26 protein-coding genes are annotated in these 26828 nt (G+C 67.0%); 5 read left to right on the top strand and 21 right to left on the bottom strand.

Going from position 1 to position 26828, the window contains the following annotated elements:
- Positions 1-24 precede the first annotated feature (24 nt).
- The 3 genes from tpiA to gap are packed head-to-tail and all read right to left on the bottom strand — an operon-like array spanning position 25 to position 3074.
- Positions 25-810 (bottom strand): triose-phosphate isomerase, encoded by a 786-nt coding sequence (tpiA, locus tag I2456_RS11040; RefSeq protein WP_085075777.1) that lies wholly within the window; start codon positions 808-810, stop codon positions 25-27.
- Complete coding sequence (locus I2456_RS11035; RefSeq protein ID WP_085075778.1) at positions 807-2042, bottom strand: phosphoglycerate kinase; 1236 nt, start codon at positions 2040-2042, stop codon at positions 807-809. The genes tpiA and I2456_RS11035 overlap by 4 nt, the downstream gene beginning before the upstream one ends.
- A gap of 12 nt (positions 2043-2054) precedes the next feature.
- A complete protein-coding gene (gene gap, locus I2456_RS11030; protein ID WP_068031754.1) occupies positions 2055-3074 on the bottom strand; it encodes a type I glyceraldehyde-3-phosphate dehydrogenase in 1020 nt (339 codons plus the stop codon).
- A gap of 924 nt (positions 3075-3998) precedes the next feature.
- Here gap and I2456_RS29115 point away from each other — a divergent pair.
- The gene (locus tag I2456_RS29115) at positions 3999-4535 is read left to right on the top strand and encodes a hypothetical protein (protein WP_390639550.1); all 537 of its coding nucleotides are present in this window, start codon (positions 3999-4001) and stop codon (positions 4533-4535) included.
- A gap of 118 nt (positions 4536-4653) precedes the next feature.
- A complete protein-coding gene (locus I2456_RS11020) occupies positions 4654-5469 on the top strand; it encodes a L,D-transpeptidase (RefSeq protein WP_085075780.1) in 816 nt (271 codons plus the stop codon).
- 23 nt (positions 5470-5492) lie between these two features.
- Here the strand turns inward: I2456_RS11020 and I2456_RS11015 are convergent, their stop codons facing one another.
- Both I2456_RS11015 and I2456_RS11010 read right to left on the bottom strand, forming a co-directional pair.
- A complete protein-coding gene (locus I2456_RS11015) occupies positions 5493-6923 on the bottom strand; it encodes a phytoene desaturase family protein (RefSeq protein ID WP_085075781.1) in 1431 nt (476 codons plus the stop codon).
- Entirely contained in the window at positions 6920-8677 is a 1758-nt protein-coding gene (locus I2456_RS11010; protein WP_085075782.1) for a DUF3556 domain-containing protein, read from the bottom strand. Before I2456_RS11010 ends, I2456_RS11015 begins: the two co-directional genes overlap by 4 nt.
- A gap of 179 nt (positions 8678-8856) precedes the next feature.
- Here I2456_RS11010 and I2456_RS11005 point away from each other — a divergent pair, with 179 nt between their 5' ends.
- The 3 genes from I2456_RS11005 to I2456_RS10995 are packed head-to-tail and all read left to right on the top strand — an operon-like array spanning position 8857 to position 12488.
- Positions 8857-9597 carry a lysophospholipid acyltransferase family protein gene (locus I2456_RS11005; RefSeq protein ID WP_276052442.1) on the top strand — a complete coding sequence of 247 codons (741 nt, stop codon included), beginning with the start codon at positions 8857-8859 and terminating at the stop codon, positions 9595-9597.
- Between the two features lie 3 nt (positions 9598-9600).
- Complete coding sequence (fadD12, locus tag I2456_RS11000; RefSeq protein WP_085075784.1) at positions 9601-11220, top strand: acyl-CoA ligase FadD12; 1620 nt, start codon at positions 9601-9603, stop codon at positions 11218-11220.
- Entirely contained in the window at positions 11220-12488 is a 1269-nt protein-coding gene (locus tag I2456_RS10995) for an alpha/beta hydrolase (RefSeq protein WP_068031734.1), read from the top strand. The genes fadD12 and I2456_RS10995 overlap by 1 nt, the downstream gene beginning before the upstream one ends.
- Before the next feature lie 3 nt (positions 12489-12491).
- Here I2456_RS10995 and I2456_RS10990 read toward each other — a convergent pair whose 3' ends face one another.
- The 16 genes from I2456_RS10990 to I2456_RS28435 all read right to left on the bottom strand — a co-directional run bounded on the left by I2456_RS10990 (position 12492) and on the right by I2456_RS28435 (position 26745).
- Complete coding sequence (locus I2456_RS10990) at positions 12492-13880, bottom strand: WS/DGAT/MGAT family O-acyltransferase (RefSeq protein ID WP_085075785.1); 1389 nt, start codon at positions 13878-13880, stop codon at positions 12492-12494.
- A gap of 40 nt (positions 13881-13920) precedes the next feature.
- On the bottom strand, positions 13921-14898 hold the full coding sequence (whiA, locus tag I2456_RS10985) for a DNA-binding protein WhiA (RefSeq protein WP_082965732.1): 978 nt from the start codon (positions 14896-14898) through the stop codon (positions 13921-13923).
- Positions 14895-15923 carry a YvcK family protein gene (locus I2456_RS10980; protein WP_085075786.1) on the bottom strand — a complete coding sequence of 343 codons (1029 nt, stop codon included), beginning with the start codon at positions 15921-15923 and terminating at the stop codon, positions 14895-14897. Before I2456_RS10980 ends, whiA begins: the two co-directional genes overlap by 4 nt.
- Positions 15920-16831, bottom strand: coding sequence for an RNase adapter RapZ (gene rapZ / locus I2456_RS10975; protein WP_068031721.1), 912 nt, complete (start codon positions 16829-16831; stop codon positions 15920-15922). The genes I2456_RS10980 and rapZ overlap by 4 nt, the downstream gene beginning before the upstream one ends.
- A complete protein-coding gene (gene uvrC, locus I2456_RS10970) occupies positions 16828-18774 on the bottom strand; it encodes an excinuclease ABC subunit UvrC (protein WP_068158579.1) in 1947 nt (648 codons plus the stop codon). The genes rapZ and uvrC overlap by 4 nt, the downstream gene beginning before the upstream one ends.
- A 106-nt stretch (positions 18775-18880) precedes the next feature.
- On the bottom strand, positions 18881-19195 hold the full coding sequence (locus I2456_RS10965) for a hypothetical protein (protein WP_241007918.1): 315 nt from the start codon (positions 19193-19195) through the stop codon (positions 18881-18883).
- Positions 19196-19295: 100 nt separating this feature from the next.
- Positions 19296-19472, bottom strand: coding sequence for a hypothetical protein (locus I2456_RS10960; RefSeq protein ID WP_163703845.1), 177 nt, complete (start codon positions 19470-19472; stop codon positions 19296-19298).
- Between the two features lie 19 nt (positions 19473-19491).
- Positions 19492-20628 carry a hypothetical protein gene (locus tag I2456_RS10955; RefSeq protein WP_139823051.1) on the bottom strand — a complete coding sequence of 379 codons (1137 nt, stop codon included), beginning with the start codon at positions 20626-20628 and terminating at the stop codon, positions 19492-19494.
- Between the two features lie 552 nt (positions 20629-21180).
- On the bottom strand, positions 21181-21654 hold the full coding sequence (locus I2456_RS10950) for a phage protease (RefSeq protein ID WP_085073153.1): 474 nt from the start codon (positions 21652-21654) through the stop codon (positions 21181-21183).
- A 21-nt stretch (positions 21655-21675) separates the two neighbouring features.
- On the bottom strand, positions 21676-22560 hold the full coding sequence (locus I2456_RS10945; protein ID WP_085073154.1) for a major capsid protein: 885 nt from the start codon (positions 22558-22560) through the stop codon (positions 21676-21678).
- Positions 22561-22580: 20 nt separating this feature from the next.
- Positions 22581-22961 (bottom strand): capsid cement protein, encoded by a 381-nt coding sequence (locus I2456_RS10940; protein WP_085073155.1) that lies wholly within the window; start codon positions 22959-22961, stop codon positions 22581-22583.
- Positions 22962-22978: 17 nt separating this feature from the next.
- On the bottom strand, positions 22979-23560 hold the full coding sequence (locus tag I2456_RS10935; RefSeq protein ID WP_241007717.1) for a hypothetical protein: 582 nt from the start codon (positions 23558-23560) through the stop codon (positions 22979-22981).
- Positions 23557-24015 (bottom strand): helix-turn-helix domain-containing protein, encoded by a 459-nt coding sequence (locus I2456_RS10930; protein WP_085073156.1) that lies wholly within the window; start codon positions 24013-24015, stop codon positions 23557-23559. The genes I2456_RS10935 and I2456_RS10930 overlap by 4 nt, the downstream gene beginning before the upstream one ends.
- Positions 24012-24794 (bottom strand): hypothetical protein, encoded by a 783-nt coding sequence (locus I2456_RS10925; RefSeq protein ID WP_085073157.1) that lies wholly within the window; start codon positions 24792-24794, stop codon positions 24012-24014. The genes I2456_RS10930 and I2456_RS10925 overlap by 4 nt, the downstream gene beginning before the upstream one ends.
- A gap of 187 nt (positions 24795-24981) precedes the next feature.
- On the bottom strand, positions 24982-25314 hold the full coding sequence (locus tag I2456_RS10920; RefSeq protein WP_139823052.1) for a hypothetical protein: 333 nt from the start codon (positions 25312-25314) through the stop codon (positions 24982-24984).
- A gap of 129 nt (positions 25315-25443) precedes the next feature.
- Positions 25444-26745, bottom strand: coding sequence for a DNA primase family protein (locus I2456_RS28435; protein WP_169717183.1), 1302 nt, complete (start codon positions 26743-26745; stop codon positions 25444-25446).
- Positions 26746-26828: the final 83 nt, after the last annotated feature.

Below are 26828 nucleotides of genomic sequence, written 5' to 3'. Positions count from 1 at the left end.
ACCGTTAGGCGCCGAATGGCGGCCCTAGGGCAACGGTCCCCCGGCGGCGATGGCCGCCAGCGTCGCGAACTGCTCTCCGTCCAGCGACGCCCCGCCGACCAGACCGCCGTCCACGTCTTCCTGGGCCACCAGGTCGCCGACGTTCTTGGCGTTCACCGAGCCGCCGTAGAGCACCCGCACGGTATCCGCGATCTGCGGCGAGGCCAGCTCGCATAGCTCCTTACGAATCGCCGCACACACCTCTTGGGCGTCGGCGGAACTGGCCACCCGGCCGGTGCCGATCGCCCAGACCGGCTCATAGGCGATGACGACCTGCCCGATCTGCTCAGCCGACAGACCGCCGAGCGATCCGCGCAGCTGCTCGAGGTTGTGCTCGACGTGGTTTCCGGCCTCGCGGACCTCGAGGTGCTCTCCGATGCAGACGATCGGGATCAGCTCGTGCTTGAGCGCCGCGGCGGCCTTGGCAGCGACCAGAGAATCTGACTCGTTGTGGTAGGTGCGCCGCTCCGAATGTCCAACGACGACGTAGGTGCAGCCCAGCTTCGACAGAAACGCTCCGCTGATCTCGCCGGTATAGGCGCCGGCGTCGTGCTGGGACATGTCCTGTGCGCCGTAGGTGAGGCGGAGCTTGTCGCCGTCGACCAGGGTCTGCACGCTGCGCAGGTCGGTGAAGGGCGGGATCACCGCGACATCGACCTTGTCGTAATACTTGTCCGGCAAGGAGAAGGCGATCTTCTGCACCAGCGCGATCGCCTCGAAGTGGTTGAGGTTCATCTTCCAGTTGCCGGCGATCAACGGCTTGCGCGTCACGACTCTCCTCCGGTCGGCTGAGGGCTGCCAAGCACTTCGATGCCGGGAAGTGACTTGCCCTCGAGGAATTCCAAGGATGCGCCGCCACCGGTGGAGATGTGAGAGAACGCGTCCTCACCGATGTCGAGCGCGCGTACCGCGGCCGCCGAGTCGCCGCCGCCGACCACGCTGAACGCACCCTTGCCGGTGGCGGCGACGATGGCCTCGGCCACACCTTTGGTGCCCGCGGCGTAGGCGGGGAATTCGAACACGCCCATGGGTCCGTTCCAGAACACCGTCTTGGCGTTGGACAACAAGTTGGTGAACCGTTTGACCGAGCCGGGTCCGATGTCCAGGCCCATCAGCTCGTCGGGAATGGCGCCGGCGTCCACGGTCTGCGGCGGCGAATCGGCGGCGAAGTTTTCTGTCGCGACGATGTCGACCGGCAACCGCAGCACGTCGTGGTATGTCTCGAGAAGCTGCCGACAGGTGTCGACCATTTCCTCTTCCAGAAGTGACTTGCCAACCGAATGTCCTTGTGCGGCAAGGAAGGTAAAGCACATGCCGCCGCCGATCACGATGCTGTCGGCCTTGGTGGCCAGCGACTCGATGACGCCGAGCTTGTCCGACACCTTCGATCCGCCGAGCACCACCGCATACGGCCGCTCGGTGGAGCTGGTCAGCTGCTCGAGCACCCGGACCTCGTCGGCGACCAGCGTGCCCGCATAGTGCGGCAGCAGGGTGGCCACGTCGTAGACCGACGCCTGTTTGCGGTGCACCACACCGAAGCCGTCGGAGACGAAAGCGCCTCCCGGACTGACCAATTCGGCCAGCTGCCGGGCCAGCGCCAAGCGCTGGCCGTCGTCTTTGCTGGTTTCACGCGCATCGAAGCGGACGTTCTCCAGGAGCAGGATGTCACCGTCGGTCAGGCCCTCGGCACGGGCCAGCGCGTCGCTTCCGACGACATCACCGGCCAACTGCACGTGCCGACCCAGTTGCTCACCCAGCGCCGCGGCGACGGGCGCCAGCGACAGTTTGGGGTCGGGGCCGTCTTTGGGACGGCCTAGGTGCGCGGCGATGACCACTTTGGCGCCGGCGTCGACCAGCGCACGCAGCGTCGGGACCGACGCGGTGATGCGGCCGGGATCGGTGATTTCGCCGTCATCGAGCGGGACGTTGAGGTCGGAGCGCACCAACACACCGCGACCCGAAACACCCTCGGAGAGAAGATCTTCCAGCGTCGGAATAGCCACGGCTGCCCTGTCCTACAGGGACTTGCCGACCAGCTCGACCAGGTCAACGAGGCGGTTGGAGTACCCCCACTCGTTGTCGTACCAGGAGACCACCTTGGCTTGGCTGTCGATCACCTTGGTCAGGCCCGAGTCGAACAGGGAGCTGTGCGGGTCAGTGACGATGTCGCTGGAGACGATGGGTGCGTCGTAGTACTTCAGGATGCCCTTGAGCTTGCCCTCGGCTGCTGCCTTGAACGCCGCGTTGATGTCCTCGACGCTGGCCGACTTCGACAGATCGGCGGTCAGGTCGGTGACCGAGCCGGTGGGAATCGGCACCCGCAGCGCGTACCCGTCCAGCTTGCCCTTGAGGTTGGGCATGACCAACCCGATCGCTTTGGCCGCTCCGGTGGAGGTCGGCACGATGTTCAGCGCGGCGGCGCGGGCCCGGCGCAGATCCTTGTGTGGCCCGTCCTGCAGGTTCTGGTCCTGGGTGTAGGCGTGGATGGTGGTCATCAGCCCCCGCACGATGCCGAACTCGTCGTCGAGGACTTTGGCCAGGGGGGCAAGGCAGTTGGTGGTGCACGAGGCGTTGGAGATGATGTTCTGGCTGCCGTCGTACTTGTCGTCGTTGACGCCCAGCACGATGGTGATGTCTTCGTCGGTGGCCGGTGCGGAGATGATCACCTTCTTGGCGCCGGCCTCCAAGTGGCCCTTCGCCTTGGCTGCATTGGTGAACAGACCGGTGGATTCGACGACCACGTCGACGCCGAGGTCGCCCCACGGCAGTGCCGAGGGCCCCTCTTTCACCGCCAGCCCCTTGATCTTGTTGTTGCCCACGACGATGGTGTCTTCCCCGTCGAGGCTGACGTCGTAAGGCAACCGGCCCAAGATCGAGTCGAACTTGAGCAGGTGGGCCAGGGTGTTGTTGTCGGTGATGTCGTTGACCGCCACCACCTCGAGGTCGGCACCGCCATGCTCTTTCTGGGCCAGCAAGGCCCGGTAAAAGTTGCGTCCGATTCGACCAAAGCCGTTGATGCCTACTCGGACCGTCACGTCTTTCTCCCTTGTCGTATTACTCGGCTGAAGAACCGCTCGTGTTCAGCCTAGTTGAGTAGGACGAACCCTTGCCGGGCCGGTCAGCGGGGGTGGCTCCGGCAGGTATGCGGAATGGTTGAAGGGCACCGACGGACGTATGTGACAACCATCCGTGATGCCCTTCCATTTGGAAGATTAAAGGACTGCCGACCGGCCGCGCGACGGAATGGAAGTGCGTTCCGTCACACCCGATTCCGGGTCGGCGGCCAGCCGATGTCACGGGCGAGTGTCACGCCGCCGAGGACAGCTCAGCCGCCTGGCCCGACAAACCGCTGGCCACGACCACGAGCCCGAGCCAAACGTAACAATTTGAAACGACGCGGTGCGCCGTGGCATGTCTTCCACATTTGCTTCTGACAATCGTCTCGTTCGGCTAGACACGAGTTCAGTAAGGCATATGCGTGTTTGCTGACCAACTGCGGAATTACGAGCGCTAATAAAGAGGAGTCAACGCTGATGACGGTCTTTGATCGGTTCAACATCAAAGTTGTTGCCACCGTTGGGTTGTGTGGGATCGCTATAGCGTTGAGCCCGGAAGCGGCCGCCACCCCGCTGAAGACCGGCGGCGGTTATGCGTGCTACCAGGGGCAGTCGGGCGAGCTAGCGCCGACTGCCGGCGGACCAGGAGCAGCCGGCGGAGCGGGAGCCGCCGGCGGGGCCGGAGCGGGCGGAGCCGGCGCGCCGGCACACCCTGGGTGCTATCCGTGTGACACGGCAACGGCACCCGCAGCCGGCGGCCCGGGCGGACCCGCGGGCGCCGGTGGCGCTGGCGGACCTGCCCCCGCCGGCGGACCTGCCCCCGCCGGCGGACCGGCGCCGGCCGGTGGACCCGCACCGGCTGCGACCGGCCAAGTGTGCACCGCCAGCGCTCTGCTCAATGACATGTCCGGCGTACCCGCGGTGGTGCCGGGCCCCGTACCGGCGCTGCCGGCGGGTGCTCCCCTGATTGACCTTGCGGGGCCGGTCCCGGTTGGCGCTCCCGTCCCGGTCGGCGCCCCGGTCCCCGTCGGCGCCCCGCTCCCCGTCGGCGCCCCGCTCCCCGTCGGCGCCCCGGTCCCCGTCGGCGCACCCGTCCCCGTCGGCGCACCCGTCCCCGTCGGCGCACCCGTCCCGGTCGGCGCTCCCGTCCCGGTCGGCGCCCCGGTCCCGGTCGGCGCCCCGGTACCCGTCGGCGCACCCGTCCCGGTCGGCGCCCCGGTCCCGGTCGGCGCACCGGTCGTCGCGCCGATGCCCGCTGGAGTTCCGTTGATTGCGCTGGGACCCGTGCCAGCGGGTGCGCCGTTGCCGGCGGGTGCTCCGGTCACCGACATGTCCGGCAGCTATGCGGGCAAGGGTGACCCGACCGGTCCTGCGCCGACTGGTGGCCCGGTGCCCGGTCAGCCCTACCGCCCTGGCCCCGCGGGTGGTGGCGCGAGCTGAGTCGAAGCGGCCACCCAGTCAGCGGTGACAAGTCGCGCTTGGCCAAGTAACAAGCGCTCGCAGCGTCACTGCCAGCATCACCTAATTGAAAACTTCGTTGATTAAAGGATTCGGAGTCATGCGTGCGGTCGTTCGCTGTTTTCTTACTGTCATCGCAATTGCTGCGACTGTCCTTTCGGGTCAGGGCGGCGTAAGCCTGACAGCGGCGAGCCAGTCGTATGGCTTTGCCATCGCGTCGGTTCTACCGAGGCGGGGTGACACGGTTGGCGTTGCGCATCCCGTCGTCGTCACATTCAGCGCGCCCATAACCGACACAGCTAAGCGGCGCGCGGCCGAGCGGGCCATCAAAGTCACATCGGCCAATGGGATGACAGGTACGTATGAATGGCTCGACGACCACGTCGTGCAATGGAGCCCGTCCAGATTCTGGCCGGCGCACAGCACGGTGGCGCTGTCGGTGGGCAGCGTGGCAACGGACTTCAAAACCGGTCCGGCCGTCGTCGGCGTGGCGAATATCTCCAATCACACATTCACCGTGAGCGTCGACGGAGTCGGGGAAGGACCGCCGCCTTGGCTGCCGGCGCCACATCACCGGCCGCATTGGGGAGAAGAAGGCGTGATGCCGGCTTCGATGGGCAGGCCGGAATACCCCACGCCCGTCGGCTCCTACACGGTGTTGGCCAAGGAACGGTCGGTGATCATGGATTCCAGCAGCGTCGGCATACCCGTCGACGATCCCGACGGATACCGGATCTCGGTGGATTACGCCGTGCGCATCACCAACCGGGGTCTCTACGTCCATTCGGCGCCCTGGGCGCTCAATGCGATGGGACTGGAGAATGTCAGCCACGGCTGCGTCAGCCTGAGCTCGCAGGACGCCGAGTGGTACTACAACACGGTCAACATCGGCGACCCGGTGATCGTGCAGGAATGACCACGGCGGCGCGCCAGCCCCATTCAGCGCGAGCGCAACCACCGCAGCGCCGACTGCGCGGCGTGGTATCCGCACAACCCGTGAATGCCGGCGCCCGGCGGCGCGGACTGCGAACACAGATACACCCCCGGCACGCCGATCGCGTAGGGGTCGAGGGCAATCCGCGGACGAAACAGGACCTGCAGCCGGTCATTGGCCCCGCCGATGATGTCGCCGCCGATGAAGTTGGGGTTGTAGGCCTGCAACTCGCTGGTCGACTTGCTGACCGAGGCCACGATGCGGTCGCGGAACCCGGGAGCGAACCGCTCGATCTGGGCGGTGACCGCGGCGGTCGCATCCCCGCGGTAGCCGAAGGGCACGTGCGCATACGCCCAGATCGGGTTGATGTTGCCGGCGCTGCGCGACGGGTCGGCCAGGTACTGCTGGCCGAGCAGAACGAACGGTCGCTGCACCATCTTTCCTTGTGTCCGTTGACGTTCGGTGTCGGCAACTTCCTCGGCACTGCCGCCCAGATGCACGGTGCCCGCGCGCCCGCAGTCCGGATTGGTCCAGGGAATGTCGCCCTCGATGGCGTAGTCGACCTTGAACGCCGACGATCCTTCGCGATACCGCCGGTAAGACCGCTGAATCCGGGTGGGCATGGCGTCGCCATAGATTTGCAGCACAGCCGTCGGGCTGAGGTCGAGCATCACGATGTCGGCGGTGGGAATGTCACGGCGGCGGGTGACGGTGACGCCGGTCTCGACGCGTCCGCCGTAAGCCCTCAGAGCGCCGGCGAGCGCCTCGGTGATCGCGCCCGATCCGCCTTCTGCCACCGGCCAGCCGTAGCGGTGGCCGCTGGCCAGGATCATCAACCCCAGTGACGCGGTCAGCGGGCGGTCCAGCCGGGTGTAGACGTGGGCGGCCGTGCCGGCGAACAGCGCGCGCGCCTGCTCGGTCTTGAACCAGCGGGCCACCACCGTCGCGGGCAACAGCGCCCGCGGACCGAATGCGGCCAGCCGGATCGGGTGGCGGGGAATGTTGAGCACTGGCCGCAGCAGGTCCTCGGACAAATCGTCGAACCCGGCGGCCAGACCACCAACGGCGGCGCGCCAGCGGTTGCCGTCTGGCCCCAGGCGCGCAACGGTCTCCTCGATCGAGCGAAGCAGCACACCTGCGGTGCCGTCGTCCAGCGGATGGGCGCAGTCGATCTCGGGCCACTTCCACCTCAGCCCGTACTGGGCGAGGTCGATGTCTTTCCAGAACGGCGAACCGACACCCATCGGGTGGAACGCCGAGCAGTGGTCGTGGATGACCCCGGGCACGGTCAGTTCACCCGAACGCGCTCCCCCGCCGATGGTGTCGGCGGCCTCGAGCACCTGAACGTCGATGCCGTTGCGAGCCAACTGGATCGCGGCGGCCAGCCCGTTGGGCCCGGCGCCGACGACTATCGCCTTCTCCGAGGCTTTCGTCATGAGCGGCCGGCGCTGCTGCGTTGATTCGTGACGTGGACGGGGAATTCGTCGCCGGGCTCGGGCCATGGTTGGCGGGTGAGCATGTCCTTGACCTCGACGTAACCCTCCTCGATCAGCCCGGTCTTGGCGTCGAAGATGCGATACCACTGCCGCTGGCTGTGAATGGGTTGGCCTTCCAGGACGATGAGGCGAACCTCGCCCTCGTCGAAGTGACAGCGCCGCTGCAGGGCCTCGAGCAGTTGCTCGTTGTGCAGGTGGCCTTCGCCGAAGTTCCATCCGACCAACGGCCCGGCGACGATTTCACCCTCGCGGATCTTGTAGTCGGCTTCGTTGTCGATTGCGCGGGGCAACAGGCCGTTGAGCGCCCGGCCGTGGGTGTGCATCGCCCGGAACGCGGCGGTCTTGTCGGCCATGATCTCCGCGGTCTCCGCGTCATACAGCTTCGCCAGCTGATTGACCACCAGCGCAGAGCTTTTCACCACGTTGGCCTCGATCTTGTCCTCGGCGCCGGCGCGGAAACACCACACGCTGGTCGCCCAGTTGCCGGCGTAATAACGCATGGCGGGCAAAAACGAGATCTTCTTGGGGAACATGTTTCCCACGATCACGACGACTACCGCGGCGGCGATCAAGGCGAGCAACAGCGGTGACCGAAGATCGGTGGCGCGGATCGCGCCGTAATGGCCGAACAAATAGAAGAGCGAGAAGATGAAGAACACGTTCCACTCCAACGGCACCCCCATGGGCAGGTTGGACAGGATGTTGAAGTGGAAGATCACCATGAACCCGATGAGGAACCAGCGCCAGGGTTGATCGCCGGCGACGAACACCAGCACCGTCGGCACGATGAACTCCGCCGTGGTGCCGCCGACATGGGCCATCATCTTCGGCAACCAGGTGGGGCGCAGGTCGTTCACCGGGTCGAGGTACAGCCGATGCTTGATCGGGGTGAACAACCGGCTGCGCAGCAACGCGTTGTTGCTTGTCATCACCGACACCACGTACGGGAAGTGGTGGTTGAGCTTGGAGGTCGCCGCACCCCACCACAGGAACAGCATGATGATCTTGAAAGCCGCGATCTGATCGGTGAACGGAAAGAAGAACACGAACAACTTCAGCCAGTAGTGTTCACCGCGAGCGGCCAGGAATATGGTCTTGTCCCGCAGACCCACCAGGGCCAGAGCCACGATCGTCGGGATCACCCGCACGGGGTCCATCAGACCCACGTCTCCGGCGGCGGTAACCGACCCGCCGTGACCGGGTGACAGCAGCGCCCACACCCCGCCGATCAGGACGACGGCATACAGCGCAACATCGACGATGCTGCGGCTGTCACCGCTGGTGAAGGGCACCTTCCCCGGCCACGGCGGAAGCCGAATTGTCTTGGGCCGCAACCAGTACAGGATCCCGCCGATCGGCGGCATGAATCGTCCGGTCAGCGGACCAGAGCCGCAGCCCAGGCCCGTCACCTCGAACAGCAGCGTGAAGATGATGACCTTCTGATAAACGATCGGCTGAGTCCACCAGTCCCCGATGCGCCCTAATCCGCCCAAGCCGGGGGTGAACGAAATGATCACCGCGGGGACTGCGACGTACAGGGCGATCTTGATCAGATACAGCAGGTACACCGCGTACGGCGTACCGAAGCCGTGTTCGGCCCAGTGCCGGGTCACGACCTGCAGTCGCTCCGCCCGTGGCCGGTCGGGCCAGGTCTTGGCGTCGACGTCGGGAAGCTCCGGTGACATGAATCCCATGGCGGCCTCATTCTCGGGGTGAAACCAGATGGTGAGTCCAATGTATCGCCCTGGTCGCTACGATCTAGGGACTCGATGGCAAAGACGCCTCGAGGGAGCCGCTAAGGAGGAACGTGAGCGACACCGACAACGGCGAACCGGAGATCGGCAAATATGATCCCGGCCTGACACAACGGCTCATGAGCGTGATGCGTCCCGTGTTGAAGACGTACTTCCGCGCCGAAGTCCGGGGCCTGGACTCCTTCCCGCCCGGCGGCGCCCTGGTGGTGGGAAACCACTCGGGCGGCATGTTCCCGATGGACGTCCCGATCTTCAGCGTCCACTTCTACGAGAAGTTCGGTTACGACCGGCCGGTCTACACGTTGAGCCACGACATCTTGTTCATGGGGCTGACCGGGTCGCTGTTCCGGCGCACCGGCTACATCCGGGCCAATCGCGAGAACGCGGCCGAGGCGTTGCGCTCCGGTGGCGTGGTCGTGGTGTTTCCGGGCGGGGACTATGACGCCTACCGGCCCACGACGGCGGAGAACGTCATCGACTTCAACGGCCGCAAGGGATACGTCCGGACCGCGATCGAAGCCGGCGTGCCCATCGTCCCGGCGGTGTCCATCGGCGGCCAGGAAACGCAGCTGTATCTGTCGCGCGGCACCTGGCTGGCCGAGCGGCTCGGCATAAAACGGTTGCTGCGCAGCGATATTCTGCCGTTGTCGTTCGGTTTCCCGTTCGGGCTGAGCGCGGCGATCCCGCCCAATCTGCCGTTGCCGGCCAAGATCGTGACCCAAGTGCTCGAACCCATCGACATCGCCGCGCAATTCGGCGACGACCCCGACGTCGACAAGGTGGACGAACACGTCCGCTCGGTCATGCAGCAGGGGCTCAACGAACTGGCTGCCCAACGTCGCTTCCCGATTCTGGGCTGAGCCATGGCATCTCGTATTTCGCAAACCCTCGAGCTCGTCTCCACCATGAGGCGGGCCCGGTTGATCGCGCCGATGCGGCCCGACCGCTACCTGAAAATCGCCGCGGCCATGCGCCGCGAAGGCCTGGGGTTCACGTCCGGTTTCGCCGGGGCCGCGCAACGCTGCCCCGACCGGCCCGGACTGATCGACGAACTGGGCAGCCTCACGTGGCGGCAGCTCGAAGAGCGCAGCAATGCCCTCGCCGCGGCGCTGCAAGGGCTGCCGGGCGGGGCGCCGCGAGTCGTCGGGGTCATGTGCCGCAACCACCGCGGCTTCGTCGATGCACTGTTGGGAGCCAACAGGATCGGGGCCGACGTCTTATTGCTCAACACCTCGTTCGCGGGCCCCGCGCTGGCCGATGTGGTGACCCGCGAAGGTGTCGACGCCGTCATCTACGACGAAGAATTCACCGACACGGTCAACCGCGCGTTCGCCGACAAGCCCGACGCCACCCGCATCGTGGCGTGGGCCGACCAACAGCATGACTTGACCGTCGAGAAACTGATCGCCGACCACCGAGGCCAGGGTCCCCAGCGCACCGGCGACAAGGGCAAAGTTATTCTGCTCACCTCCGGAACGACCGGAACTCCTAAGGGCGCCAAGCACTCTGGGGGTGGCGGTGGAGTCCAGACCCTCAAGGCGATCCTGGACCGCACACCGTGGCGCGCCGAGGAACCGATCGTCATCGTGGCGCCGATGTTTCACGCCTGGGGCTTCTCCCAACTCGTGCTGGCTTCCTCGCTGGCGTGCACCGTGATCACCCGGCGCAAGTTCGACCCGGAAGCGACGCTGGACCTGATCGATCGGCATCAGGCGACGGCCTTGGCGGTGGTGCCGGTGATGTTCGACCGGATCATGGACCTGCCCGAAGAGGTGCTCAACCGCTACAGCGGCCGCTCCTTGCGGTTCGCCGCCGCGTCGGGCTCGCGGATGCGTCCCGACGTGGTCATCTCGTTCATGGACCGGTTCGGCGACGTCATCTACAACAACTACAACGCGACCGAAGCCGGCATGATCGCCACGGCGTCCCCGCAGGACCTGCGCGCCGCGCCCGACACCGCGGGCCGGCCCGCCGAAGGAACCGAAATCCGCATCCTGGACCAGGATTTCAACGACCTGCCCACCGGTGAAGTCGGCACCATCTACGTCCGCAACGACAGCCAGTTCGACGGCTACACCTCAGGTGCCACCAAGGACTTCCATGCCGGCTTCATGTCGTCGGGCGACGTCGGCTATCTCGACGAGTCCGGGCGGCTGTTCGTGGTGGGGCGCGACGACGAAATGATCGTCTCGGGCGGGGAGAACGTCTATCCGATCGAGGTGGAGAAGACGCTGGCCGCTCACCCCGACGTGGCCGAAGCCGCGGTGATCGGCGTGGACGACGAGCAGTACGGCCAGCGGCTGGCGGCCTTCGTGGTGCTGGAGCCGGGCGCACGGGCAACCGTCGACGCGCTCAAGCAGCACGTCCGGGACAACCTCGCCAATTACAAGGTGCCCCGCGAGATCGCCATCCTCGACGAGCTGCCCCGCGGCAGCACCGGCAAGATTCAGCGAGCCGAGCTGCAGGCGAAGGCCAGCGGCTGATGGCGCACTGGTTACGACGGCCCCGGCCGCTGGTCCGTGCCGCTGTCGAATTGGCCAACGCCGCCAACGGATTACGACCCTTGGCCCGTAAGGGTTACACCACCGTGCTGGTGTTCTGGTTCGGCTGGCCGACCTCCGAAGTGCCGGGCGTGTACTTCACCGTGTCCGCACTCGATGCGCTGCGTCGCGGCCGCCGCGGTGACTTCGCCGGCCGCCGCGGGAAAGTCGCGCTGGCGCTGACCGCGGCGTCCTGGGCCATCCTCGGGGTCATCCGCTATCGCGGCGCCACCACGCCGGGCCCGGTGCTGGAAGCGGGGCTGCGCCAAGAGCTGGGCGACGACTACGCCGACGCGTTGTCCGAGCTGCCGGAGCAGCCGACGCGGCGCGGACGGCGCAACCTACCGCTGCGCAACGTCGTCGTGCGCCGCCGTTACGTCGAGAAGGACAACATCGTGTCCTACGGCCCGCACGGACGGGCCAATCTCGCCGACATCTGGCGGCGCCGGGACCTGCCGCGCGACGGCAAGGCGCCGGTGTTGGTGCAGGTGCCCGGCGGTGCCTGGGTGATCGGCTGGCGCCGCCCGCAGGCCTATCCCCTGATGACACATCTGGTGGCCCGCGGCTGGGTGTGCGTGTCGCTGAACTACCGGGTTGCACCCGCGCACACCTGGCCGGACCACATCGTCGACGTCAAGCGCGCGCTGGCCTGGGTCAAGGAGAACATCGCCCAATACGGCGGTGACCCCGACTTCGTGGCGATCAGCGGCGGGTCCGCGGGCGGTCACCTGTCCGCCCTGGCGGCGTTGACGCCCAATGACCCGAAGTTCCAGCCCGGCTTCGAAGAAGCCGACACCTCGGTGGTGGCCGCCGTCCCGGTCTACGGGCGCTACGACTGGTTCTCCACCGAGGGTGAGGGCCGCCCGGAGTTCGTGTGGCTGCTGGAAAAGCTGGTAGTGAAAAAGGAACTCAGCACCGACCGGGACGTGTTCCTCGATGCATCGCCCATCCGGCAGATAAAGCCCGATGCGCCACCGTTTTTCGTCTTGCACGGCCATGACGACTCGCTGATTCCAGTGGGGGAAGCGCGCGAGTTCGTCGACGAATTGCGGGCGGTGTCAAAGGCACCGGTGGCTTACGCGGATCTGCCCAACGCCCAGCACGCCTTCGACATCTTCGGGTCACCGCGAGCGCACGCATCCGCCGACGCGATAGCGCGGTTCTTGTCCTGGGTGTATGTGACAACCCGAGGGTCCGCCGGCGGTCAGTAGCGCCTATTGCAGTTCGGCGGCGCGCTCTAGTTCGGTCAGTGCGAAGTCCAGCGCGTCGGCCATCTCGTCGATGTCGTTGGCGACTTCCGGTGTCGTCACGAAACCGAAGTCCAGGTGGTCCTGGTAGGAGAAGCAGGTGATGTTCAGCGCCACGTCCATGACCGGCGGGCCAAGGGGCACAAGGGATTCCAGCTTGGCCCCGGCCATGTACAGCGGGAACGGCGGACCCGGAACGTTGGACACCACGAGGTTGATCGGGGCCAGGTTGGACGATAGCCCGGTCGCCGTGTAGGCGCGGGCGGCCAGTTGCAGCAGTCCCGGCGGTGTGGTTTCGGTGAGCCCCATGATCTGATGCGCCGAAAGCGCCTTGGCCATTTCCTTGGCGCTCTGCGTGCTTTCGAAGATCGCCTTGAGCCGCTCGGCGGGGTCCTCGATGTCGGTGGCAAGCGATGCGGTCATCGAGCTGATCTGGTTGCCCACGTCGGACTTCGACTCCTCGGTCCGGGTGGAGACCGGGATCTGCGCGATCAGCGGTTTGGTGGGTAGCTCGTCGCGCTTCTTCAGGTACTCGCGGGCCGCCCCGGCCACGATGGCCAGCACGACGTCGTTGAGCTTGACCCCGAAGGCGTCCTTGACGGCCTTGGCCCGGGCCAACTCGACGCGCGCGCTGGTGACCCGCCGGTGCGGGGACACCGGCGCGTTGAACCGCGTCTTGGGCGCATCGAAGTAGCCCGGCGGTCGGGAATTGACGCCCAGGGCGGCGATCTGTTGGCGCACGGTCTGCTCGAGCAACCGGGCGATGCGAAACGGTGTCATGATGCCGACATTGATCAGCGCACCGATCGCCCGCCGCTCCAGCCGGGGAAGCTGAAAGCCGGTGAGAGATCCCACTTTTTCTATTTGGGTTGGCCGTGGTTGCGGAGTGACGTCCAGCAGAATTTCGCCCAGCCCGGCACCGGAGACGCCGTCGACGATGGCGTGATGCATCTTGGTGAGCGTCGCGATACGGCCACCTTCGACCCCTTCGATGACCCACAGTTCCCACAGCGGCCGGGAGCGGTCGAGTTTGTAGGACATCAGTCGGCCGACGAGTTCGTCGAGTTCGCGCCGGCCGCCCGGAGCCGGAACACCGATGCGACGGACGTGGAAGTCGACGTCGAGTTCCTCGTCCTCGACGAACCACGGCCGGTCCAGTCCCAGCGGCGCTCCGGTGACCCGCCAGCGCAGCTGCGGCAGTTCGGTCAGCCGCTCGCTGATCAGCTCGCGGAGTCGTTGAAAGCTGTAGTCCGGCGCGTCGCTCGGATCGCAAACCGCCAGCGCGCCCACGTGCATGTGCCAGCCTGCTGTCTCCGCCGACCAAAACGCCGCGTCAACACTCGAGAGCCGCTTCATGCCATGAACCGTAGCTCCCGGATGCCGCGGCCGGAAGGGTTTAGGCGTCCTCCAGCAAATCCGGAGTGACCGCCGATTCGGTGTCCGGAATACCCTCGACCTTGGCTTTGCGGTCGGCCATTGACAACAAACGCCGAATACGACCCGCCACCGCGTCTTTGGTCATCGGCGGATCAGCAAGGCGGCCCAGCTCCTCCAGCGAAGCCTGCCGGTGCTCGACGCGCAGCTTCCCGGCGGTGGCCAGATGATCGGGCACGGTGTCGCCGAGGATCTCGAGTGCCCGTTCTACTCGGGCGGCCGCGGCGACCGCGGCCCGCGCCGAGCGGCGCAGGTTGGCGTCGTCGAAGTTGGCCAGCCGGTTCGCCGTTGCCCGCACCTCGCGGCGGAGCCGGCGCTCCTCCCAGATCAGCCTGGTGTCCTGGGCGCCCATCCGGGTCAGCAAAGCGCCGATCGCTTCGCCGTCGCGCACCACGACACGGTCGGCGCCGCGCACTTCGCGGGCCTTGGCGCTGACGCCGAGCCGGCGTGCCGCACCGACGAGCGCGAGCGCGGCCTCGGGCCCGGGGCAGCTGACCTCCAAGGCCGAGGAGCGCCCCGGCTCGGTCAGCGAACCGTGCGCCAAAAACGCTCCGCGCCAGGCGGCTTCGGCGTCACCGATGCTGCCGCCCACCACTTGCGCGGGTAGGCCGCGCACCGGGCGCCCGCGCATGTCGAGCAGGCCGGTTTGCCGGGCCAGCGCTTCGCCGTCGTTGGCCACCCGCAACACATATCGGGTGTTCTTGCGAATGCCGCTGGCCGACAACACATGCACCACGGCGTTGTAGCCGTACAGGTCGAAGATGTCTTTGCGCAGTCGCCGAGCGATGCTGCCCAGGTCGACTTCCGCCTCGACGACCACCCGGCCCGCCACGATGTGCAGCCCGCCGGCGAACCGCAGCAGGGAGGTGACTTCCGCGCGTCGTGCGCTGACCGATTTGACTACCAGACGGCTCAACTCGTCTTTGACTTCGGTCGTCATCGCCACGCGTCGTCACCCCTTGGTCGTGCACTCTCGTGTGTGGCTGTCACCTGTGGCACCGCCGGGTCCCGGTCGCGGGCTCGCACCCCGTCCAGGACCGCCGCCAGCTTGCCCGGGTCATGTAAAGGTGTACCAGGTCTGGCCACGTCGGCGAAGTGCACCTCGGCCCGCAACAGCTTCGCGGTGCGGCGCAATTGCTCCCGCTCCCGATCGCTGGGCACCGAGTCGGCGTCGATGATGATGTCGTGCACCGAAAAGCCCGGCGCGTGCTGGGCGAGCACATGCAGGTGCCGCTCCACCGAGAAGCCGGCCGTCTCCCCCGGTTCGGCGACCAGGTTGAGCACCAGGGCGCGGCGGGCGGTGGTCTCTTGCAGCGCCTTGCGCAGGCCGGGTACCAGGACGTGCGGGATCACGCTGGTGAACCATGACCCGGGCCCCAGCACCACCAGGTCGGCGGCCATGATGGCGTCGACGGCCTGCCGGGTGGCGGGCGGGTCGGCCGGCAGTAGCCGCACCCGCCGCACCTTGCCCGGTGTGCTCGCGATTGCCACCTGACCGCGCAACACCCGGAACATGCGCGGGTCGGATTCCAGGCCGGACACGTCGGCCTCGATCTGCAGCGCGATCGGGCACATCGGCAGCACGCGGCCCTTGACGCCGAGGATGCGACCGAGTTCGTCGAGTGCGGCGACCGGATCGGCCAGCACCTCCGACAGCCCGGCAAGCAGCAGGTTGCCGATCGGGTGTCCGGCCAGCGCGCCGTTGCCGCCGAACCGGTGCTGCAGGATGGTGGCCCACAGTCGTCCGTAGGGGCTGTCGGATGCCAACGCCGCCAACGCCATTCGCAGGTCCCCTGGCGGGACCACGTCCAGTTCGCTGCGCAGCCGGCCCGATGAGCCGCCGTCGTCGGCGACGGTCACCACGGCGGTGACGTGGGGGGTGAGCCGGCGGGCCGCCGAGAGCGTCGCGTACAGGCCGTGGCCGCCGCCCAGCGCGACGATGCCATCGCTCGTCGGCGGGCTCATTCGCGCCCCAGATCCCGGTGCAGCACCCGCACCGCCAGTTGCGAGTCGGCGTCCAACAAGCCCATCAGCGCCTCGGCGATCGCGACGCTGCGATGTTTGCCGCCGGTACAGCCGATGGCGACCGTCATGTAGCGCTTTCCCTCCCGGCGGTAGCCCTCGACGACTTGGGATAGCAATCGATGGTAGGTCTCGAGGAACTCCGCCGCGCCCGGTTGGCCCAGCACGTAGTCGCGCACTTCGGGATTCTGACCGGTCAGGGGGCGCAACTCGTCGACCCAGTGCGGGTTGGGCAGGAACCGGACGTCCATGACCATGTCGGCGTCCATGGGCAGGCCGTACTTGAAGCCGAACGATTCGATGGTGACGCTGGTGGTCGCGCCGACGCTGCCGCCGAATGCCCGCTCGATGCTTTCCCGGAGGCCCCGCACCGAGAGGGTGGAGGTGTCGATGATGAGGTCGGCGGTGGCGCGGACGGGCGCGAGCATGCGGCGCTCTGCGGCGATGCCTTCGGCGAGCGTCTGCTGTCCCTGCAGCGGGTGGCTCCGGCGATTCTGCTCGTAGCGGCGCACCAACATGTCGTCGGAGGCCTCCATGAACACCACGCGCGGGGAGATGTTGCGGGTGGCCAATTCGTTGCGTACCTCGTCGAGGTCCCCGGTGAATCCGCGGGAGCGCACATCCATCACCACCGCCAACTGGGTGATGCGGGAGCCGGCGGCGAGACCGAAGTCCACCATGCGGGTGATCAGCTGCGGCGGCAGGTTGTCGGCGACATACCAGCCGAGGTCCTCGAGCACCTTGGCGGCCGTGCCGCGTCCGGCCCCCGACAGTCCGGTCACCAGTACGACATCGATGCCTGCGTGGTTGTCGCTCCGCGAATTCTCGCTGTCGGCAACGTGATTGGTCATTCGGCGGCCGCCTTCGTTTCGGTGGGCCGCAGCGCCTCGAGGACGGCGGTGGCGGTGGCCACACCGATTCCGGGAACGGCGGTGATCTGGTCGACGGTGGCCTCCCTGAGGCGGGCGATGGAGCCGAAGTGGGTGACCAGCGCTTTGCGCCGATGTTCGCCCAGACCGGGGACGGAATCCAGCGCCGAGGCGGTCATCCGCTTCGAGCGTTTGCTGCGGTGGTAGGCGATGGCGAACCGGTGGGCCTCGTCGCGCACGCGTTGCAACAGGTACAGGCCTTCGCTGTTGCGCGGCATGATGATTGGGTCGGGCTCCGAGGGCACCCAGATCTCTTCCAACCGCTTGGCCAGGCCGATGACTGCGACGTCGGTGATGCCTAGTTCTTCCAGGACGGCACTGGCCGCGTTGACTTGCGGCGCGCCGCCGTCGACGACGTAGAGGTTGGGCGGGTAGGCAAATCGGCGTGACTTGCCTTCTGCCGAGAGCATATTGGGGTCCTGCTTGTCATGCAGGTGGCGCATGAACCGGCGCCGGGTGACTTCGGCGATGGAGGCGACGTCGTCAGAGCGTCCTTGCCCGGCCGCTTCTCGGATGCCGAAGTGCCGGTAATCCGATTTGCGGGGCAGGCCGTCTTCGAACACCACCAGCGAGCCGACCACGTCGGTGCCCTGGACGTGGCTGATGTCGACGCACTCGATGCGCAGCGGCGCGTCGGCCAGACCCAGGGCGTCCTGAATGTTCTGCAGCGCGGCCGATCTGGCGTTGAAGTCACCGGCCCGCTTGAGTTTGTGCTGCTGCAGCGCGTCTCTGGCGTTGCGTTGCACGGTGTCGGCGAGTGCTTTCTTGTCACCCCGGCGCGGCACCCGCAGCGTGACCCGCGAGCCGCGCAGGTCGGACAGCCAGCTGCTCAGTTCTTCGGTGTTGGACGGCAGACACGGCACCAGGACCTCGCGTGGGACCGGGTTGGTGGATTCGTCGGCGGCGCCATCGAGTTCGGCCTGCTCGCCGTAGAACTGGGTGAGGAATTGTTCGACCAACTGCTCTTCGCCGGAATCGCTGGGATCACCGGGCTTTTCGACGATCCAGCCACGCTGACCGCGGACCCGGCCGCCGCGGACGTGGAACACCTGGACCGCCGCTTCCAGTTCGTCGTCGGCGAAGGCGACTACGTCGGCGTCGGTGCCGTCGCCCAGCACGACGGCCTGTTTTTCCATGGCCCGCTTCAGCGCGCCCAGGTCATCACGCAGCCGGGCGGCCCGTTCGAAGTCCAGTTGTTCGGCCGCGGCGTTCATCTGCTGTTCCAGCTCGCGGGCGAACCGGTCGGTTTTGCCGGAGAGGAAGTCACAGAAGTCCAGCACGATCTGGCGGTGTTGTTCGGCGCTGACCCGGCCCACGCACGGGGCCGAGCATTTGTCGATGTAGCCGAGCAGGCAGGGGCGATCGATCTGCCTGTGCCGCTTGAACACTCCGGCCGAGCAGGTGCGGGCGGGGAACACTCTGGTCAGCAGGTCGAGCGTTTCGCGGATGGCCCAGGCGTGGGAGTAGGGCCCGAAGTACCGCACGCCCTTGCGTCGGGGTCCGCGATAGACCATCAGCCGCGGATATTCCTCGTTGAGGGTGACGGCGAGCGCCGGGTAAGACTTGTCGTCGCGGTAGCGGACGTTGAAGCGCGGATCGAACTCTTTGATCCAGTTGTATTCCAGCTGCAGCGCCTCGACCTCGGTGTTGACCACCGTCCACTCGACCTTGGCGGCCGTGGTGACCATTTGCCGGGTGCGGGGATGCAGGCTGGCGATATCGGAGAAGTACGACGTGAGCCGGCTGCGCAGGCTCTTGGCCTTGCCGACATAGATGACGCGCCCGTGCGGATCGCGGAACCGGTACACGCCGGGCTCGACCGGGATGGACCCGGGCGCGGGGCGATAGGTTGCGGGATCTGGCACGTATCCAGGCTAGTGGTCGCTCACCGGGCGCGGGGTCGTCGGGACCGGGCGACGAGTGCAAAATCTTGGACTCCGACGCGCCCTCACATAAGCCGGTGACCGGTCGTCAAAACGGTGGCGGCTCGTCGTCGGCGCTGTCGGGCGGGGCGAGCCCGCGGTAGCTGACGGATTCGGCGCGTGCGGCCACGCGGGCGTCTCGGTTGTGGCGGCGTTCGGCGGCGATCGCCTGGGCGCGGTTTTGTGCGCGAGTCCGCTTGCGCAGCGGCATCCTGGCCAGGCGCTGGGCGCAGTGCTCGGCGGGTGGGGCGGGAGTGAGGTCGCCCGTCGGGGCGCACAGGCCGGGAAACAGCAGGACGCTGCCCGGCGTCGTCACGTATGTCTGGTTGCCGGGCAGTCGCCAGATGACGGTGCCGTCGGGCAACTGTTGATCGCGCCAGCCCCAGAACGTCTTCAGCAGATGATGGCACTAGCGGCGCGAAGTACATTTCACGCATACAAACGCGGCGCCGCCCACCTCACTATCAGGAGTCATCATCCCTGGTCGCGGCAATCACCCGACGCAGCACGTCAAGCATGGGTTCCTTCTCGACGGGCAGAGCAATTTGCTCGCCTTCAAACACGTCGCCGTAGCTATGGGCGGTGGCCGTGTATGTGACTGCTATCTCGTCGGCCTCGAGACCGGGGTCCACAACAACCACTATGTCGTCTCCGTACTCGTCACTTCGCCACTCTGGATGCGGCCTTAGCTGCGGCAACGTGACCGTCACTTCGAGGTCCCCGTCGTCGTTGTGCCGCCATTCGATTGGGTAGTCCGACGGCGGGGCCAGCCGGGGCATAGCCGGCAGTGCGGTATAGAACAGCGGGTCCACCGGACGCTGCCAACTCGGGTCCGGAACCTTGTCGAATTCGAAAGCCTTCGAGATCCTCGAAGTTGACACCCCGTGCCCCGTGGAAGGTCAGGATGACCTGTACATCGTTGAGGAAACTTCTTGCCTCGTTCTTGATCCGAAACCGCAGGCCCGGCCACGCGACACCAGCGAGGTAGTCCCGGCACGCGGGCCAGCGCGCTTCTAGGCCTGCCCGGTATGCGGCTACCCTTTCCGTGATCTGCGCCTCGTCCAGCGGCTGTGGCGGCGTCGGCGGATTGATCCCCAGCGTCTTGTACAGCAGTTCCTCCCGTTTGGCGTCGTCCATCAGAGAGTCACGGCCTTGAACCTGACCAAGGTTGTAATACGGACGTTGACCGAGCATGTCGGTCATCCGTGGGATGGGGGTACCAGCTAGATCCCACGGCCTCTTTGGCCCGAGTTCCCGCAGCCTTTCCTGCTGCGCCTCCTCCGCCGCCTCGCGCGCCGCGGCCGCGGCCGCGCGCTCTCGTCTTTCGCGTTCGGCGCGTTCCTTCGCTTCGCGTTCGGCGCGAACGCGCGCATGCCCCTTATCGGACCGTTTTCGAATCCGCTGCTCATACATCTTCACGAAGGTTTCGAGTACAACCCTGTCATCAGTGAATGCATGAGCAGGCCCAAGTATGGACGCCTTGATTAGCATCGGCGGGGGGCCGGCGACGATATCGAGAAACTCCTCGCGGGTCCGGGCGTACTGAGGTTCGTTGAGGATTTGGGTGACCTTCAACAGATGGAACAGGTGGACCTTGAGGTCAGGGTCCAATTGCTCCCATTGCTCGCGCTCCGCCAGGGTGATCTCCTGATTGGTGACGAACGCGATGCCCACCCCGCCCTTGGCTTTCGCGCCCTTCATGTCTTGCAACAGCTTCTTCTTGATCGTGGCCGGCGTCTTCTGACCTAACGGGAAATAGGCCGCCATCACCCACGTCTCGCCATCCCGCTCACACATGGCGTCCCCACCACCGTCAGGGCCTCCGTGTGTATGTGCCGGGTCAATACGGGTGTAGCCCTCAGCCCCAATCACCTGCCACGCCAGCATCTCGGACTTGGATTGGCCACCTGTCCAATCGCGTAGCCGATGCCAGGTCTCGTCAAATCGGTTTCTCGGGACAGTCACGGTGCTCCACTTCGCCCCCGAATCGGGGATTCGTCACATCACAGCCCAAACGCTACATCCGCCATCAGACGGCACTCGTTGCGCTTCGAGCCCGATCTTTTTCGAGCCGCGCAAAAAATCCATGGCTACCCCGTGGGAGCCACCCCGAGGGGGGAGCCGAAGATTTTCGGGGGTGGGTGGCATCGGTGTGCCGCCGAGCCGAGGGCTGGCCGCGGCCCGCTGGCTGCTGGCTGTCTGGGCGCCCACCGCGGGCCTGGGCCGCCGTCTCGGGGGTCGTGGGCGGCGCCCCGGCAGCCAAGGACGAGTCGGAACCGGGGCGCCTGCCCACGCCGCGCCGGGGTGTGTGCGGGCTGTTGCACCCACCCGGCAGCGCGGTCTAGGTGGTCAGTAGAACCACTGGCCGGATGGGTTGGGGTCGGGCGTTGCGTCGGCGCTGTGCCCGACTTCGCTGAGTGGGACGGCGGTGCCGGGTGCGATGGAGGCCAGGTGCGGCAGCATCGTTTCGTCGTTTTCGCACAGGGTGATCCAGTGTTTCTTGCTGCTGGCCATGATGCGGCCGGTGTCGATGGCGTGGTCAACGGCGGCCTCGACTTTGGCCTTGGCTGCCGCGGCGATGACCCGTCTGCCTTCTTGGGCGTCGCGGCGCAGTGCGTCGGCGGTGGGCTTGTCGATGACCTCCATGCCGTGCCGTGCGGCTGCGGCGACGACGGCGCTGGCCTTGGCGGTGTCGAGGCCCTGGACCTGGGTGGCGAGGTCCTTGGCGGTGTCCACCACCAGGTTGGCGTCGTCGGTGTCGGCTGGTAGGCCCAGTGCGTCGAGTAGCGCCGCGGTCTGGGTGTCGTCAAGCGTGAGTGCCATGGTGTGCGTTTCCCTTCTGGGCTAGCTGAGGCCGGTGATTTTCTTGGCGGCGTAGGGCCGGTCGACGGCCATGGCGGGCACGGCGTAGACCTGCAGCACCCACGACCGGGTGCCCTTCTCTTCCCAGATGTCCACGGTGAGCGGCAGTTCGAAGCCGACCGTGCCCACTGCGCCCTGTTCGAGGACGAAAGCTTGCCCGATGGGGATGCGGGGGTTGGCGAACATGCCGTTGGTGAAGCCCGCGGATTCCAGTGCGGCGTCCAGGTTCTCGGCGTAGGCGACGCGTAGCTGCTTGGCCTGCTCTGGGTGCACAATGAGCAAATCGTGTTGCACACCAAGCTCTTCCAAATCGGCCATCTCTTGCGCCTCGGCCCAGTGGGCACTTGGCCGGTCTGCCGATGGGGTGATGGCATCCAGCGGCCCCACCATGACCAGGTCATCCCATCCGGCCGCGGGTGCCAGGCTGCCGATGCTGGCGGCCTGGAGGGCGGCCACCGCACGGGTATCCAACTTACGAGCAAGGGTATTCGAGAGCTGAGTTACAGTGTTGTCCAACAGGTTTGCGTCATTCCGCAAGATCGCCTCGGCAGGCAGGATGGCCTTGGCGCCCCAGTCCTCCACGGGTGCTAGCCGCGGCTCGGGTGCCACGCCTTCGATGACGGCGTACTCCGCGCCCGGTGTGCGCTTCTCCATGCCACCTGCGGCGTAGTAGTCGGCGGCGGTGATGGTGCTGTAGAGCAGCGCGCCGCCCTGCACCTGCGTTCCCAATTGGCGGAAGAACTTGCCGAGCAGCAGTTGCTTGTCGGCCAGCTTGGCGATGCGGGTCTGGATGATTGACGGATGCTTGAGCGCGGCATCGACGGTCAACTGCTGCCCGGACAGGGTGGGGATGAGCGGTGAAGTCATGGCGGTTCGGTTCCTTTCGGTTAGGCGTAGAACGCCACTTCGGCGACGGCGCCGTCGGCGGCCCCGGTGACGGCGAACCCGACCACGACGCCCGCCGCGGCGGTTGAGGCTGCACCCCCTGCGCCGACCTGGACGGCGGCACCGGCGGCGATGGCCCCGGAGGCAAGGACTTTGACGACGCCGCCGCGGGCCACGTGCACCAACTGACCGGTCGCGGCGTCGTGGGCGGCCACTCCGAACGCGCGGTCCCCTGCTGCGGCTGGCGCTACCGCGAGGTTGCCTGCGGCGGTGCGGTTGCCGCTGATCTTGACGAACTTGCGGGCGCTGATGGTGGCGGTGGCTTCGCCGGTGATGTTCGCGCCGGGGGCATACGAGTAGGGGTTGATGCGGGTAGTCGACATGCGGGTGTCCTTCCGGGTTAGACGGCCAGGGTTCGGGTGCTGCGGGTGCGTCGGGCACGTGCCACCGCGACAGCGCGGGCACGCTGGCTGGTCGCCTCGCCGCGCGGTGGTGCGGCCAGCACTAGGCGGCGCGCTGATGCTGCTGCGACGCCGTACAAGTCGGTGATGTCGGCCAGCGTCTCGATACCCGGCGCGGTGGCACCGAGTAGCGCCACCGCGGTCAGCACCAGCGGCCACACAGTGCCATCGGGTGCGGTGTAATCCACCAACGCCTCCACCGACCGCGAGGGATAGCTGTGCGGCAGCAGCGCGGCGATGGCGGCTGGCACGTCCACAAAGTCGCCGACCAACGTCGCACCGGCATCGGCCAGGCGCAGGTTATCGACGCGGCCAAGTGCGGGACCGCCGTCGAAACGGGGGTCGCTGTGCCCGATTTTGAGCCGAGCCCGCGGCAGCACACCCGCGGCGTGCGCGGCGACGACGGCGGCCAGATCGTCGGCCGTCACCGTCCAGCCATCGGGGTGGCTTGCGGTCTGCCACGTTCCGACCCGCATCAACTCCACGCCGCGGATGGTGCGCAGGTTAGGCACAACGCTCACCTGCCCTGCGCCGCGGCCCTCCGCTGGCTAAAAGCGGTGACGGCTGCGGCGTCGAACTGCCAGCGGGTGCCGGTGCGGCTGGCCGGTAGGCGGCCGCGGCGGGCAAGGTCGCGGACCCCGTTGGCTGAGATGCCGAGGAGGCGTGCGGCCTGGCCGGTGCCCATGGTGCCGGTGACATGCGGACCAGCGTGCACCGAATCACGTTGCAGTGCACGCACACTGGCGGTTGTTTCTGGCGGTTGCGCCGAATGCTGCTGCTCAGCAACCGAATCGGGCACTGGTGGTTGTGCTGGCGGTTCGGCCGAGTGGCGCACAGCGCGGCGCAGCTTCGCCGTCACCGACTCCAGGCGCGCCGGGGTCGGCCCAGCCGTCAACTGCGCCAAGCGGTCCAGCGCTTCCACAACAAACGCGCCGTCATAGGCATCGAGGTACACACCGGCCAGCCGCTGAATCACCGCGCACCCACATCGGCATCGGGGTAAACCATCAGCGAATCGAGGCGCACCAACTCCGCCTGCAACAACGCCACTAGGGCATCGGGTGCAAGGTCGGAGGCCATGCGCGCTACCGCAGGAGCGGCCACGCACCAGACGCCGCGGGGCGTCAGACCGCCGAACGGCTGTTCGCGGCACTCGCGCACGGTCAGGTCATGGGCAGCCGATGCCATGTCGTCAGCGTCGGTGATCTGTGCAATTGCTAGCACGTAACCCGCACGCAGACAACGTAACTCAAAGTCGTCATCGCCGCCTGTGCACCGCACCCGCAGGTCTTCGCGCTGGTGGTCGGTCAGCAGGTCGCGCAGCCGGTTGATGATGCGCCACACTAGCAACTCGACCTGCGGGCGGTCACGGGCACAGCACGTCGGCAGCACCACAGCGGCGCCGCGAATGACGGCATCGTCCAGCACCCGGCGGGCGTCACCGACCAAACGCACATCCGCGGCGCGGAACACTTCGTACGGCATTGACGCCAGGCCAACATCGTCCGGGCAGCACTCGCACGGCGTGCTGGCATGGTCCACAGCTGCCGCGAAGCCCACATCAAGGCCAGCCAGCCCAAACCACAGGGCCATGGCAGCCGTGGCATCGGCGCGCACCTGCCGCCGCACATCGGCGGGGTCGGCGTCGGTGACCGGGTTGACGGGCTTCCGCGGCCGGTTCCGCATCCGGGCAGCCACCCGCGCCACCACAGCCTCGTCATCGTCGGCCGGTTCGCCGCTACTTACCTCGCTCATTTTCCCTCCTGTGTTGTGCCGTGAACGGTTGTGCTGCGGAGTGTTTCGGCTGCCTCGACTAGTGCATCGGCCAATGCGAACGCTTCGGCCGGTGACACCGTCAGGATCACCGGCCCCGCGCGGATGCTCACGCGGCGTGTGCGGAGCTTGGGCACCACCGCAACCGCGTAGTCGCCGCCGTGGACGGTCAACCGCATGCCGCACCGGCATTGGGGTGCTCGTGTAGCGGCTCGCTGGGATCGCGCGCGACGGGCGGGTCGGCGGCGTTGTGGCCGCAGCGCACGGCCGGGTCCAACGGCACTCCATCCGCGCCCAGACGCCACCCTGACGGGTCGCAGCCGCGGCAAGCACGAATGGCTGCCGCGCGCGCCGCCCGCGCCGCCTGCGCCGCACCACGGCCAGTACGGCCCTCCAGGGCGGCGGCCACCTCGCGGGGCTCCGCTCCCGCGGCCAAGCCCGCAACGGCAACGATGCGAGCCCAGTCCTGCGTGCTGACCCAGCGGCCACCGGGCATGCTCACCGCACACGCTCGCCGCTGCGCTGGCCGCCCTCGGGCCTTTGACCTGCGGCAGTACGCAAAGCACGCAATTTCTGTATGACGACATAGGCGCGCGCGTACTGGTGAACCCCCAATTGCGTACTTTGCGTGCTATTCGCCTTCATCGTCGCTCACCTTCACCGCAATTCCGGTGCGCCATCGTTTGCCGTTGGTAGGACGCCCGGCCTGGTAGCCAAGGCGGTCTAGCGCTGAACCGAACGCCCGCTGCGACATCGCCTCGGCGCCATCACGCACCCGCCACCGCTCGAAGGCCTCGTGAAGCTGCGCGGTGGTTGCCTTGAGCGCCGGACTCGTCGTCACGCACTCTTCCGCTATGAAGCGGCGCGCCGCATCGCTCTCGGACTGGTAGTCGTCGGTTGCCGTGCGCACCTGTTCGGGTTCGTCAAGGCCCCAGGCAAGGTAGTCGGCAAGGCCCGCGACAGCCCAGGACAGAATGCCGTCAGCTTCGCAGTGCAGCTTTGTGTCCAGTTCGGTGTCCTGGTCGTGGCTGGGGATGCAGACGGCGAACGGCACCACGCGGATACGCGCCCAGACGGCCGGGTCGTCACCGGACACCTTCGGCAGGTGGTTGGTGACCAGGATCGGCAGGTGCGACGGGGTAAAGGTGACGAAGTTGCGGCGCATGTGGCGGGCGGTGACGGGGTCGCCCCCGGTCAGCCGCTTCATGGTGGCCTCGGCCAGTCGGCGGTCGCGGTCAGACTCCGACACCACTATCAGGCGCCGCCCCAAAAGGTCCATCTGGCCGGTGGGATGCGCCCCTTCGCGGTGCATGAACAGATCCGGTTCAGCCACGTGACCGTAATCGTCCAGCGCGTACAACAGCGCCTTGTACAGGGTGCCTTTCCCGTTGCGGCCGGTGCCGGTGAAGATGGGCAGGATGTGTTCACGCACCTCGCCCAGCAGCGCAAGCCCGGCCAGGCGCTGCACGAATCCGCGTACAGCCCCATCGGGTAGCACCCGCGCCAGGAACGCCTCCCACACTGCTGGTTGTGCCGCCTCGGGGTGGTACGCGCCGCGGCACACCTTTGTGATGCGGTCGGCCGGGTTGTGCGGCCGAAGCTCCTGCGTGCGTAGATCAAGTGTGCCGTTGGCGGTGTTCAGCAGATATGGGTCGGCGTCCAAGTCGCGCACGGTGGCCGCGAAAACCGTTAGCGCAGCGGCGATCTCCAGCACACCTGCAAGCCCGGCAGCGGATTCGCACTTGCGCACGTCCGCCCGCAACTCCCTATCGCCCAGCGACTCTGCCAAGGCTCGCCGCAGCACATCGAGAACGGCGCGGTGGGCGGCCCCGGTGTCGTCGGCTGCCCACCGTCGCCCGTCCCACTGATGCCAGCCGATGCCGTGGACGTGTAGCAGCTTGTTCTCGTAGGCCGCGGCCAACAGGTACGCCATGCGCACCTGCCCGGAATGTTTGGCCTGCTCGGCGTCCCGGATGCCGTGCGCTTGCCCGCTGTCGCCGACCGGCAAACCATTGC

Source organism: Mycobacterium kubicae (genome assembly GCF_015689175.1).
Lineage (GTDB): Bacteria > Actinomycetota > Actinomycetes > Mycobacteriales > Mycobacteriaceae > Mycobacterium > Mycobacterium kubicae.
This window is presented reverse-complemented; position numbering and strand designations above follow the sequence as displayed.